Raw genomic sequence first — 12570 nt, forward strand, 5'->3', positions numbered from 1 at the left:
GAAACGCCCTCGCGCGCCAGCACGACGCCGCTCGCCTGCAAGAAGCGAACGAAGGGTTCATTCACGAGCGGTTTTGACCGGACCCCTCGGGGATCAAGCGTTGATCACCGTGAACCTTGCCATCGCGCGCCGTCTGGACTGCCAGGCGTAGGCGTCGGATTTGTGGTGCATCTGAAGATGGCGCTCCGGCGTGAGTACGAAAACACCATCGCCCAATCCTCACCGCCCCCGGAAAGAAGCAGCGCCGCGTCACCCAAGCAACAACACTCAATAAGACTTCGGCGGCTGTAGATGATTATTCTTCACCGCCACAATTGGTTCGCGGTTCGCCCCGCGAAAACCAGCTCAGGTCAGGAGAAGGATTTTCTAAAAACGAACATGGCAGGAACGCGCAGTATGGACGTGCCAGCCTCCTCGTCATCGCCGCCCCACCCGTAAAATTCCCAGTTGCCCAGATTTGCGCAAAGCCCACAGGATCTAGTCCTGGCCCATGCAATTTTGGCTTTCGGGGCGAACTTGCAGCGTTGCTCGTTGTCGGCTGAGCTGACTTAGGGGTGCATTGGCGTTAGGGAGAAAACAATGTCGCGCGTTACTGAGGATGAAGTGGCCAAAGCTGTCGAAACCATCCTGCAAGCGAGCGCTGCGGGGCGGGCCACGATACAAGAACTAGTCGCAGAGCTTCCAAATCACCTCACTCTGTCAGAAGAAGATCTGAAACAGAGCGAGACGCGTACCAACGAGGCAGTATGGGAGCAGCAGGTTCGCAACATAACGTCTCATAAGGCCTCACCGGGCAATGCCATCTATGAGGGGCGGTTGGTGGCAATCCCGGGCGGCCTCGCGTTACCGGGGAGATAGTCAGGTAAACTTTGCCTTGTACCCCGGCTTGAACCACTTCAATGCGGTTTGGCTCCGCGCATCTTTGTCCCACACAAACCAAGCATAAGCGGTCGTACCGCTCCCCTTGGGCTCGACGCCAGTCGGATAGAAGGTGATGCGCTCGCTGAAAACCCAGACCCGCGCCGGTGGCGTTTTGGTGAAGATCGTATTCGCTCGGTTGGCGCCCTCTAGGAAAGCGAGCCGCAGAAGCAATGCGAACTTGCGCTTTGAATGTTTGATGCCGCTAGCGACAAACCCTTCCGCGCAGTTGTACGGCGGATTGGTAACGATGTTGTCGGCCGACCATTTAGGCGCGAGGAAGTCGAAGCCGACCTCCCCATAGCCGCGATCATATAGGTCAGAGCTGCGAACAGGCTGGCCGGTCTGCTCCAGCACACGGGACATGGTCCCATCGCCGCATGCGCATTCCCAGATCTCACCGTCGAACCTCTCATTGTCGATGAGGGCAAATGTTGCCCATGGCGGGGTCGGGAAATAGTCAGGCCCGCTGAGGTCGGCGAACCGTTTCATTGTCGGCTTAAAACCGCCATTCAAGTTGTAGGTGGCATCTGCCATGGGAAAACTCCTTCAATGGCAAGCGTATCAGACTCATTGATTCTGCAAGAGCTTCTCGTGAGTCATTTTGACTCACCACGCGACAACCGGGCGACGCAACCGCAGTTCAAGAAAGAGAAATTTTGCCGCGGAGTATTGCGAACGTTTCAGATCCCGATGTTGGGGGCTACCAGGGGGCGGTGCCAGAAGCCATGCCCTCGGGCCCGTGCTTCAGCAGTCTGCCGAACGCCCGCTGATAGGTTCGTTTTGAGACGCAGCCGCAGTCACCGGGTCACGATCATACCCCGCGAACCATGCGTCGGGTCGCCGATTGTCGCCGCTGATGGCTCCGCATCTTTCAAAAACTCTACTTTCTGAAAGATCGAAATTGCCCTTGCATTATCGCGCTTTTTGGATTCCAAAAGTGTCTCTTTCAATATTGGGGCAGAAAATGAAACTTGGATATGCACGAGTGAGCTCGGGTGCGCAGGATCACACTGCGCAGATCGAAGCCCTGAAGGCCGCCGGATGCGAACGCGTGTTCAGCGAAAAGGTCTCGGGCAAGTCGATCAACGGGCGGCCAGAGTTCGCCAAACTGATGAAGACAATCACTCAAGGCGACGTGCTGGTAGTCTCGAAGCTGGATCGCTTGGCACGGTCGAGCCGCGATCTGCAAAACATTCTGCATGACCTGCAGGAACTAGGCTGCGGCTTTGTCTCGCTCGGCGAGAGCTGGTGCGACACCACGACCGATGTGGGTCGGCTGGTCATGACTATCATGGGCGGCATTGCCGAGTTCGAGCGCAGCCTGATCCGCAAGCGGTGTGAGGAAGGCATTCAGCGGGCCCGGCGCAAGGGCACAAAGTTCGGCCGTCCTGCTGCACTCGATCACAGTCAGCGCAGACGACTGGCCGAGCGGTACGCTGCCGGCGAAACGCTGGCGCAATTGGCTCGCGAGTACGAGGTCGGCGAAGCGACGGTCTGGCGGGCGCTCCAATAAGATGTCTTGGGGTGATAGCGTCTCTGCGCCCTGAGACGGTCAAGGAGCGGCCTGTTTCTTCACTGGCCTTGGGGGCTCCGAGCCACCAAGAGCGCATCAGCGGCCCGCGTGGAGTTATGGCGGACCATTCTGCCGTGATCAAACCCCGAGGCGGTCAGTCCGCGAAGCCGGCGGTGATCAACCGCCGATAAAGTTCATTGTAGACCTCGTTTTGTGTCCTCGCCGGCGCCTCATGGTCTGTTAACACCTGCAGGACGTTTTTCACGAACCTTCGCGCCGCACTGGCTTCTTGCGGGTTTAGGGCGTCGACCCACGCTTCAACGGTCGGCCACTCAATGCCACACGCCTCCAGCTCGTAAATTCCCTGGCGATCTAGCTCACCAATCCACTGGGTCGTTGCTAACTTTGCCCTTAGCTGCTTCCGGGCGCGTCCAATCCGATCGGTTCGGTCGCGGCTTCGCTTTACGGTAGCGGTCTGCCAAAGCTTCGGCCGAACTACAGGTACAAACCTGCCATTTTTATCGCGAATGATCGAGGGCAACGCTGGCCTCCAAGATACGATTGCGCAATCGCGCGAGTTTGGCGGTCATATCCTCCTCACTGACAAGGCCGCGCGACTTCCTAGCCCATAGCCATCGGAGGGCGTCGGAAAACGCCGGGAGATCCTGGTCCAGGGTATCGAGCCGGAAATCTTGCTGCGATGCCCATGCTCTACAGATCTCCTCATCATCGGGCATCAGAACAATCGTCTTGCCCGGCCGGCTGGGATCATGGGACCAAAGCATACATAACCGATTGCGCTCCAATCGCATCTCGGCACGCTGAATGCGGTCCGCATCTCCTGAAAAGTATGCGGCCGTCAGCCGCGTCTTTTTAGCTTTTGGACTTCCGCCGTGACGAAAACATGTTGATCGGCCGCGCATCCTGGCTGCCTTGCAAGGTTCGCCAGATCGGGTCACCGCCGTGCAAGTGGGCATAAGACGGTTTGGGCCATCGCAGAACCGTGCACGACCGATCATGAAGTTGTGGCGCTGCGTTTCGGATTGAAATCCGAATACGCGACCGGTCCTTGGATCTCGCCGACCTCGCAATGAACTCATGGCACAGCTTCTCTCGGCGCTTGACGGGCCAATTATAGCATAATGCCACGATGGCGAGTTGCTGAAAGTTCGCCGAGCAATGCTTCAGGTCGTTCGCCAAAATCTTCGCCGCATAGTGTCATGGGTGAGACTAACAGTATCGCTGGTGAGACTATGTGGTGTCATGGGTGACACTGTAGGCCTCTTATAGTCTCATGGGTGACACTATGCATAGTGTCATGGGTGAGACAGTCTATAGCTATCCATCTATCCCCTTCCCTTCTCTATCTCTGCGAGGTCGAGCTGGAGGAATGTCGACCGAACTCCAAGCTTCGAAATCGCGACTGGCCCCCTCGCCACTAACATTGCTGTCGAACTCGGTGAGCCGCCACCGAGTGGCCTGACGTTTACGGTCAAATCGTCCTTTGGCCTCTGCGACGATGAAACCCCGCTCTTCCAACATCGCCAAAGCGCGGGCGGCAGTGGATATTGAAATTGGAATGACTGAAGACGCCTGCCGAGCTGAGAAACCTATCCGGCCGTTGTTGTTACCACGATAGAGTCTGGCCAGTTCTAAGTAGGTGGCACGCGCGTTGCCGTTGAGGCCTCGCCAAGCCGGGGTCTCCCTCATCCCTTCGGTAATCCGGACAAAACGCTCAGTGGCACGCCTCTTGTTCATGCCGACTTCCGCCGCCGTGCAAACGCGATCATCCGCGACGTCACCCAGCGCCTGACCTCCACCGTGGGCTCACGCAATACCGCTTCCGCTCCCGGTGGTGGCCATTCACCAAACCGCGTATGGTACTGGTGAGCCACCCATCCCGGCTTGTAGCCGCGCTCGGCTGCGATGCCGGCGAGCATGCCGTGCCATTCATCACGAATACGGAGGTCGACAGGCTCGGGTTGCGCCCTGCGACTGGCATCGACGAGGCCGAGATCACCATCCAGCACTTCGACAGCGCGAGGCGATCGGGCTGGCAAGTAGCCGCAGCTCAAACAAGCCATCCCCCCAACGCGGGCAGCGCCGCATTCAGGGCATTCGACGATTTTCGGGCCGCCTGGATAGTCCCCATCTCGAGCAGTATGGGTTGGGTTTTCCGCGCGCAGGTCAGGATCCAGGGTCCACTTGATGAAATCCTCTGCAAACCCGAGCCGGTAGGTGGCCCCAGAGTGATCGATAACGATGCAATCGACCTTGCCCGGCGCGGGTCGCAGCCCTCTCCCGATCATCTGGCGATAGAGGCCCATCTGCTGCGTCGGCCGCGCCAGGATCAGACAGCCGAGCGCGGGCATATCCCACCCTTCGGTCAACACCATGCAGTTCGTGACGACCTGGATTTCACCGGAAGCCAACCTCGCCAGCGCGGCGTCGCGCTCGGCTATCGGCGTCGTGCCGTCAATGTGCTCGGCGTGGACACCGGTGACAGCGAATTCATCACGGATATGGATCGAATGACGGACGTTGGTCGCAAAGCACACCGTTTTGCGCCGCTCGCCGAACTTTATCCAGTTGGTAACAATGTCACCGACCAGTTGCGGACGATCCATGCGCTCAGCTAGCTCGCTCTCGACATAATCGCCGTGGCGAACGTGAACACCGCCGAGGTCAGGGTCTACGGGCGCGTATACGCGGGTCGGAACCAGGTACTTCTGCGTGACGAGCTCGCCAACCTGCGGGCATTGGATCATTTTATGGAACACAGAGCCGAGGCCTCGACCGTCGCCACGGCTCGGCGTGGCGGTCAGCCCAAGCAGGATCGCGTCTGGGTACCGCTCGACGATTGATCGGTAACTGTCGGCAACGACGTGGTGACATTCATCGACGATGACCAAGCCGGCTTCAGGCAACTCCATCACGCCCGCTTTGATGGCGCGACGATGCAAAGTCTGAACGCTCGCCACCTGCACCATCTCGAGCGGGCGCGGTTGAATTCCAGGCCGGATAATGCCGTGGGGGATCCCGAGCAGCTTGTTGCTGGTCTGGGCCAGGATTTCGCGACGGTGGGCAAGAAACAGAGATCCGCGGTCTTTCCGTCGGGCCTCCTCAATGATCGCGCGCGCGATCACGGTCTTGCCCGAGGCTGTGGGCGCCACGAGAATGATCCTGCGCTGCCCCGCGTCGACGGAGCGCCAGAACTCGGCGATCACCTCGATTTGGTACGGGCGCAGCACCTCGGTCATGGCGCGCGTCGCGATCTCGGGTGCCGCAATCCAGCGGCGCGACCGCTACGGATGGTGAGGTTCACGCTCGATAGGCCGTCATCGACGACGAGGCCGTTGATGACGCAGGCTCGGTGCAGCTCGGCGAGCACCTCGTCCTCGGCAAGCTCTCCGCCAGCGACTAAACGAAAAAGATTAAAAGATGCACGGTTGAGCGCGTCGTTGCGCCGCCCCGGCGCAGCGGCAGCAAGCGCGGCGATTTCGGTTCGCAATGCGGCGTGACCGTAGGCGCCAGGCGGCCGGCTAGGGCCCGCTGCTGTGACGGGCTCCATGGGCTCGGGGAGCCGCATAGGCGGCTTCCTGTGGGCCGCATGGATCAACCACGCTGGTGCGCTTGCAATCGGCCCCCAGGGGTCACCGAGGAAGGCGTAGCGGTGGCCCGTTTGATGGACAGAGGGAGGCACGACAACGTATCCGCCGTCGCCTCGGGTATCGATGCCCGGGCCGATCCTCCCTGCCGTGGTTGGCAACGAGCCCGGATATGCAAACCAAGCATGCCGCCCCCTGGCCGTCAGCGCGGTGCGCGTTTTCGGAATCGCTCCGTGTTTCGCCTCAAGCGCACGCAGGTTCGCCTCACCCTCCAAGCCGTCGATGTCGAGAGCCCAAATCCCGGAGGGCGCCCCGGTCGGAATCCCGATGTTGCGTTCGGGATCAGTCCAGTAGCGGAGGATTGTTGCTGGGTTGGTGGTGGCGGCATGGAAACCGCGCACCACCGCCGGTGTCTTGCCGTATGGCAGGCACGGGAACACTGGCAGCCCGCGGGCCGCAAAGTCCAGCGCCGCGGCAAGCAGATCACTCATGAGGACCTCGGCCGGATCGGCATCAGTCCTGCGAGGAAGCTCTCATCCTCGGGATCAGTGATGAGGACTATGCGACCGGGTTCAGTCGCATGGATCCTGACGCTGTTGCCGCGCACAGCGTCGATAGTCTCGGCGAGAAAGCGGGTCCGAACCGCGAGCACAGCCTCACCCTCGGTCGCAGCCGGGAGCCGGTCCTCACTGCCGTCGGCCCGCAGGTACAAACCACGGCCGTCCCAGCGCAAACTGAGGATATGCGGGCGGGTCTGGGGATTGGCCACCGCAGCGAAACGTGCCAGCGCATCGCGCATTTCGGCACGGCTCGTCGTGATCACGTTCGGCCCGGCCGACGGGATCGACCTCTCGTAAGCCGGGTAGGTCGCATCAATCCTTGTGCTGACGACGGCAAAATCCGCACCCTCGATGGCGAACAACCGTTCGGACCGACGCAGCGTCACGTTGCCCGACGCGTTGCCGAGCAGGCGGCTAATGATCCTCACCATCCCTTTCGGAATGATCAGCGTGCGATCATCCGAAAGTGTCGTCGTCGCCGGCGCGCTGATACGGCAGAGCCGGACACCGTCCGTAGCCACCGCGATAAGGTTTTCACCAACGCTGTGCAGGAGGATGCCGCTGAGATATGCCCGTGACATGTCGTCGTCAGCAGCGAACGCCGGCCGGGCAAAAAGATCGCGAGCAATCCTAGCATCGAGCTCAACGCGGCCGGTCTCGGTTCCCAGGACGGGCAGCTCCCGCAGAGCTGCGAGGGGCGAGATCGGTACCTTGAAGCTCGAATTGGCCGCAGTGACCATTGCCGCTTGGTCTTCGGCGACGATTGCGATCTTCGCATCGGCCGGGAAATGCCGCACCAGGGTCGTGAGCACAGTCAACGGGACCGCTAACTCGCCCTCGGCCTCCGCATCAATCCGGATTCTGATAGCCCCTTGGAAGCTGGTGGAGATGATGAAAAGACCGTCGCCATCGGCGACGAGGCGAACCGCCTCCAGCGCCGGATTGCGCTGGGATTGCCATGCATCGGCTGGAAGTGAGGCGAGGCCGAGCGCGGCAGCCATCGCGCCGCTCTGCGCCTTGATGCGTCCTGGCATCACCGGTTCTCGATTTCAACCAGGACGATGTGGCAACCGGTGCAGACAAGGCGCCAATCACCATGTTCAAGCGGCTCGAAGTCATGCGGGCGCAGCGGCGTGCCGCAGTTCGGGCAACGCGCCTTCGCGATCAGGCGCACAGTGGCATCAAGGAAGGTCGCGGTCCGAATACCAGGCAAGTCAGTCATTTGCGTTTGCTCCAAAAAAACGAAGGGCGCCATCTCTCGATGACGCCCCCCTGTGTCAGTTGCTACGACGTGAGCTCGTTGATGAGATCGACCACTTCATTGAGGCCGTGCAAGGCAATCTCGATCTCGAGCAAATCATCCCCGAGCGCCTTGCGCCGATCGTTCAGGTCATCGCCGAGATCGAACGATTCCAACACTTCCAGCTCGACCGAAGCCACACCGCAGGCAAGGGAGACGCGTTCGCCGACGTCATCGAGCCGCTCGGCGATGTGCTTCAACAGCCGCACGATGACGTTGACAGGCGAGTCGGGGACCGCTACCGCATGAGGAGCGGCAGCGGTTTCAGTCGCGGAATTGGGCATAAGAAGCCCTCCTTCTTGATCGACCAGGTGCATCGGTTTCTGAGGCGGGTGCACCTGGTTCGGCTCCGCTCATTTTGGGCAACAGGTTGCCCCCGGCCGAGCAGCACTGCCGGTCGAACTCAGATTGAAATTTTGATGTGCCTGCGCCGATTACTCGGCGGCGACCGTGCGAGTGCTCGTCTCAGCCTCCCGCTCGCGACGCCATGCTGCGGCAGCCTCGACGCTAATCAGCGTGCGGCCACCGACCTTCATCGTCACCGGCCCAAAGCCGACACGCTGCATGCGGAAGTAGGTGTCGACACTGATGTTGTGCGCTTCGCAAAACTGCCGGATCGAATAGGCCATCGGTGCAATGGGCGGCCCACGCACCGGCGGCAACACGGCGCGCTTCACCCGCTTCGGCTCGACAGGGGGAGCCGACGTTTTCTCATTAGGAAGCGGAGGACCGCTTGCAAGCTCCACGCGAGGAGCGGCGGTGACGCTCGGGCCACGGCCAGTAACTTCCCTGCGCGCCATTCTGGTGCAGCTCCTTGGTCATTGATGCTGCCAATACGCTACGACTTGCGCGGTGGTTGAAGCGAGGGAGGGGAAAGAAAATGAAAAAACGATTTAAGATCAAATCGTTAGCATGCGCGTTTCACGAATTCGGCGACAGGTCGCCAGCAATACGGCGACGAGATGATCAATCTTTCTTCTCCTTCAACTCCTTGAGAAGTTTACGCATGTCGCTCGCGTCCGGGACGTAGCGAATATTTGTGCCGCAATAATCAAGCATCTCTTTTGTCGTAGGAAATTTTTTGTCGGGCATGAGCCGGCGAATTACCTCGCGAGCAACGACCCACTTCCAATCCACCCTGGTTTTCGGGCCCGACGCAACCCGACCTGGCGGTGTATCGTCCTGCGACCCGAGTAGCTTTTTGGAGTCCTCTTTACTGCAATAGTAGATCCAGCCCTGGATGGGACCGTGAGCCCGTGGTACAGACACCGCCGTGGAACTATTAAGCGCGGCAACCAGTGCTCGTGGATCCAGAAGAGACGGTGGAACGTATTCACGCACGCCGGTTATTCTGCTTTCTCGCATGCAGATCAGCTCTTCCGCTGCAATGCATCGCGCTATCTTTAGGTTAGCGGCGGGCGAGAAGTCCACGCCATCCATCTTCTGTGAGAGGGTGCGGTGAACGAGCGTAATCGTTGACCAAAAGGAAAGGTCTTCGAGCGGAGGGCGCCGCCTGCGCCAGTTTGGTGACTTCTTTTCCCGGCTAACCAAGATCAGCCCGTCGCTTCCAGGGTGTTGTCAGCGAGTGCCATTGGCGCGTGATGCAACAGCGCGGCGCGCGAGATGTCATCCGAGTGATCCGTGATGTATTTGGAATATGTGGTTTCAATCTGCTGCACGCTCGTGTCATGCGCCGCGGCGACCAGCCTGATCGGCAGGCCGCGCAACAATGCGCGCACGATGCTGCTGTGCCTCAGCGCATACAGCGTCGTCTTTGCATCGAGCTTCAGAGCGGCGACGATCGCGGCGACGTCCTCGCGGTAGTCGTCGGAGCCGCCCCAGGGCAGCCCGATGACCTGCAACAGCAGCGGCGCGTCGCCCGGACGGGCTTTTGCCGCCTGCTTCAGCTTCGCCGCCAGCGCTGGAGTGATCGGCACGCTGATGCGCTCGTGCTTGCGCGCGGCGCGGTTCTTCGATCCACCCTTCGCCGAGCGCGGCATCGTCAGACGCGGCTTGGCACCCCCATGCAGGTCCTCGACCAGAAGCCGGGCGGCTTGCGACGGCCTCGCGCCGGTCACCGCCAGCACATCGACGAACAGACCGAAGTGGGCATCGACGCGGTAGCCGGCGGCCACGAACCGGCTCACGTCGCGATCTCCAAGGATGACATTGCGGGCGACGGTGGCGTCAGGCAGCGACTCCAGGCCGGCTTTCCATGCATCCGCGTTCTGGATGCGCTTGTCGTGGGAAGCGGCAAGATTGAGCGTAGCGCGCAGGCTTTTGCAGTAGCGCACGACGCTGGACGGTTGCAGGCCCTTGGCGAGCAAACCATCGCGCCACTTGCGCAGCTCCTTGGCGTCCAGGAGCGCCACGGGCTTGCCGAGCAACTGCGAGCTGAGATGCCGCCGCAGTCCACTGGCGTTGTAGATGCTGGCGCCGCGGGCTTCGAGGTCGCCCTGATAGTCGGTCAAGGCACCATCCAGCGAGATCGGCGCAAAGCCTGTCGCAATAATCTCAGTTTCGGCGTCGGCCTCACCGCGCGCCAGTTTGCGCGCCTGGCGCAGCGCCTGATCGTAGTTGAACACGCTCGTGTTGTTGGCGGGTTCCAGATCGTCGGCGACGCCGAACTTCTTCAGCCAACCGCTCGCGCTGCCGTCGGCGAAACGCACGCTCCATGTCCCAAATCCGCTCTGATTGCGGCGATAGCCGAGTGCGATGTTCGGCGCGACGCGGACAAAATAGCCTGCCTTGCGCGGCATGAGTTTGGCGCGGGCGGTGGGTGTTTCCAGTGTGATCTTGCGTGGCTTTGGCATGGGAAAGGCTCACAGTGTAGGGCTGGTGTAAAAAAAAGCAGAGGCCCTGCGCCTGTTAGCGCCTGCATAGCATGCGCGTGTTTTTTTGAAATTTCAATGCCTTACTTGCGAGTGCAACGCTAGCAGGCGCTAGGCAGCAACTTGCATATTCTCCCCTTGCGGGAGAAGGTGGCGTCAACGCGGCGGCCCTCTCCTCCGTCATTGCGAGCGCAGCGAAGCAATCCAGAATCTTTCCGCGGAGGGACTCTGGATTGCTTCGCTGCGCTCGCAATGACGGCTTGGAGAGAGCTGAGGCTCTGCAGGCATACTAGCTCGCGAAGACCGACTCACCGCAAATTACGAGGCGTGAAAAGGCCTCACGCCTCGCCGCGCAGCCAGGCCTTCACCTTCTGCAGCAGGCCATGCCGCAATTCTTCAACGGAAGCGGCTTCCGCCGGTGTCAGCGTCTGCAAGGCAGCATCGATATCGTCCGCCGCCAGCGATGGCGCGGGCGCCGGCGATGGCGCCAGTCCTGCCGCCGCGAGCGCAATCGGGCCGATCTGAGTCAGGAACGCGCGCTCATATTCGCGCGACAGGCGGGCGATCGCATCGTCCAGCGTCAGCCAGTCGACCGCCTTGATGTCGTTCATCAGCTTGCGAACCTGACCGCCCTCGGCCTCCATCCGCCAGAAATGCACGACTTTTGAGCGGCCGCCAGACTGGTAGACCAGCGTGCCCAAAAATTCGTGGATGGCGACGTCGTGGCCGGTCTCCTCCAGCACCTCGCGGTGCGCCGCTTCCTTCGGCGTTTCGCCGTCGTCGAGCTTGCCCTTGGGCAGGACCCATTCATTGCGCTTGCGCTGGCGCACGACCGCAACCAGCGGCGGCGCGCCACGCCGCAGCACAATACCCCCCGCCGCCATCACCGGCGCCCGCGCCATCGCTCACATCCAGTATCGTCGTCCCCGAAAGACGATATAGGCGGCCGGCGCGGCGGATTGAAGGCTACTTTCTTCTGAGCAGCGCTTGACCGGCGCGAATGCGCGTGCCTTCTGCGATGCCATCGCAGAAGGTAAAATCGCCGGGCGCGAGGATGATGATGGTCGAGCCGTGCTCGAACCAGCCGAGCTCCTCGCCCTTGCTCACCTTGACGTCGCAGGGAAAGTTGACCGGCCCGCGCGTCTGCGCGTTCAACACCATGTCGAGGAAGTGCAGGCGGATGCTCGCGACCAGGATCGCCGCCACCGGCACCAGCGTCACGGCTTCGCCGGTCGAAAGATGCGTGCGGATCACCGCGCGCTCGTTCTTGCAGAACAGACGCTCGACCCGCTTCAAGGCAATCGGGTTGACGTTCCAGACATCGCCATGGATCAGCGTGACACGCTCGATATGCGCGTCATAGGGCGCGTGGAAGCGATGATACATGCTCGAGGTCAGCCGCAGCGTGACGAAGGAGCCGTTGCGGTGCTGCTCGACCAGCGCGGAGTCACCAAGCAAGTCCAGCAGCGAATAGGGCGCGCCCTTGACCTGGAACAGCTCGGTGTCGGCGATCTTCCCGTGCGCACCGACGATGCCGTCGGATGGGCTGGCGACAATGGATGGGTCGAGATCAAAGGGACGCAGGCCCGGCTTGAGCTCCCGGGTGAAGCAGTCGTGCAGGCTCTTGAAATGGGTCTTGCGCGCCTCCGACAAATCGAGATCGGAGAACAGCTTCCACAGCGCGATCGAAAAGTCCCGCACCAGGGGATTCTCGATCTTGGAGAACCAGCCCATGAAGCGGGTCAGCGCCGCGCGCGGGATGCGGTTGGTCAACAGGAAGTTGAGGTCTTCCTGCTGGGTGAAAGAGGCGATGAGGGCTTTGACTGTCATGAATCTG

General features: G+C 61.0%; 14 protein-coding genes. 2 read left to right on the top strand and 12 right to left on the bottom strand.

From position 1 onward, the window contains the following. Positions 1 to 579 precede the first annotated feature (579 nt). The gene (locus tag IQ16_RS14750; protein WP_145831569.1) at positions 580 to 858 is read left to right on the top strand and encodes a hypothetical protein; all 279 of its coding nucleotides are present in this window, start codon (positions 580 to 582) and stop codon (positions 856 to 858) included. On the opposite strand, the gene IQ16_RS14755 is transcribed toward IQ16_RS14750, so the two are convergent. After that, complete coding sequence (locus tag IQ16_RS14755; RefSeq protein WP_145831570.1) at positions 859 to 1455, bottom strand: hypothetical protein; 597 nt, start codon at positions 1453 to 1455, stop codon at positions 859 to 861. A gap of 310 nt (positions 1456 to 1765) precedes the next feature. Here IQ16_RS14755 and IQ16_RS14760 point away from each other — a divergent pair, with 310 nt between their 5' ends. Beyond that, on the top strand, positions 1766 to 2434 hold the full coding sequence (locus tag IQ16_RS14760) for a recombinase family protein (RefSeq protein ID WP_244635708.1): 669 nt from the start codon (positions 1766 to 1768) through the stop codon (positions 2432 to 2434). A gap of 154 nt (positions 2435 to 2588) precedes the next feature. Here the strand turns inward: IQ16_RS14760 and IQ16_RS14765 are convergent, their stop codons facing one another. The 11 genes from IQ16_RS14765 to asd form a co-directional block, all read right to left on the bottom strand. Beyond that, a complete protein-coding gene (locus IQ16_RS14765; protein WP_145831571.1) occupies positions 2589 to 2975 on the bottom strand; it encodes a hypothetical protein in 387 nt (128 codons plus the stop codon). Between the two features lie 1213 nt (positions 2976 to 4188). Beyond that, positions 4189 to 5694 carry a DEAD/DEAH box helicase family protein gene (locus IQ16_RS14770; RefSeq protein ID WP_145831572.1) on the bottom strand — a complete coding sequence of 502 codons (1506 nt, stop codon included), beginning with the start codon at positions 5692 to 5694 and terminating at the stop codon, positions 4189 to 4191. Then, positions 5691 to 6533, bottom strand: a complete 843-nt coding sequence (locus tag IQ16_RS14775; protein ID WP_145831573.1) for a bifunctional DNA primase/polymerase — start codon at positions 6531 to 6533, stop codon at positions 5691 to 5693. The genes IQ16_RS14770 and IQ16_RS14775 overlap by 4 nt, the downstream gene beginning before the upstream one ends. Beyond that, positions 6530 to 7636 (bottom strand): DNA polymerase III subunit beta, encoded by a 1107-nt coding sequence (gene dnaN / locus IQ16_RS14780; protein ID WP_145831574.1) that lies wholly within the window; start codon positions 7634 to 7636, stop codon positions 6530 to 6532. The genes IQ16_RS14775 and dnaN overlap by 4 nt, the downstream gene beginning before the upstream one ends. Continuing rightward, the gene (locus IQ16_RS14785; protein WP_145831575.1) at positions 7636 to 7824 is read right to left on the bottom strand and encodes a zinc ribbon domain-containing protein; all 189 of its coding nucleotides are present in this window, start codon (positions 7822 to 7824) and stop codon (positions 7636 to 7638) included. Before IQ16_RS14785 ends, dnaN begins: the two co-directional genes overlap by 1 nt. A gap of 62 nt (positions 7825 to 7886) precedes the next feature. After that, positions 7887 to 8186 (bottom strand): hypothetical protein, encoded by a 300-nt coding sequence (locus IQ16_RS14790; RefSeq protein ID WP_145831576.1) that lies wholly within the window; start codon positions 8184 to 8186, stop codon positions 7887 to 7889. Positions 8187 to 8336: 150 nt separating this feature from the next. Next, positions 8337 to 8579 carry a hypothetical protein gene (locus tag IQ16_RS14795; protein ID WP_244635710.1) on the bottom strand — a complete coding sequence of 81 codons (243 nt, stop codon included), beginning with the start codon at positions 8577 to 8579 and terminating at the stop codon, positions 8337 to 8339. Between the two features lie 289 nt (positions 8580 to 8868). Next, complete coding sequence (locus IQ16_RS14800) at positions 8869 to 9333, bottom strand: hypothetical protein (protein ID WP_145831577.1); 465 nt, start codon at positions 9331 to 9333, stop codon at positions 8869 to 8871. Between the two features lie 122 nt (positions 9334 to 9455). After that, positions 9456 to 10571 (bottom strand): site-specific integrase, encoded by a 1116-nt coding sequence (locus IQ16_RS14805; RefSeq protein WP_244635712.1) that lies wholly within the window; start codon positions 10569 to 10571, stop codon positions 9456 to 9458. A gap of 500 nt (positions 10572 to 11071) precedes the next feature. Continuing rightward, positions 11072 to 11635, bottom strand: coding sequence for an NUDIX hydrolase (locus IQ16_RS14810; RefSeq protein WP_018640966.1), 564 nt, complete (start codon positions 11633 to 11635; stop codon positions 11072 to 11074). 64 nt (positions 11636 to 11699) lie between these two features. After that, positions 11700 to 12563 (bottom strand): archaetidylserine decarboxylase, encoded by an 864-nt coding sequence (gene asd, locus IQ16_RS14815; RefSeq protein WP_018640967.1) that lies wholly within the window; start codon positions 12561 to 12563, stop codon positions 11700 to 11702. Positions 12564 to 12570 lie beyond the last annotated feature (7 nt).

Origin of the sequence: Bradyrhizobium huanghuaihaiense (genome assembly GCF_007830635.1) — a bacterium.
GTDB classification, from domain to species: Bacteria; Pseudomonadota; Alphaproteobacteria; order Rhizobiales; family Xanthobacteraceae; genus Bradyrhizobium; species Bradyrhizobium huanghuaihaiense.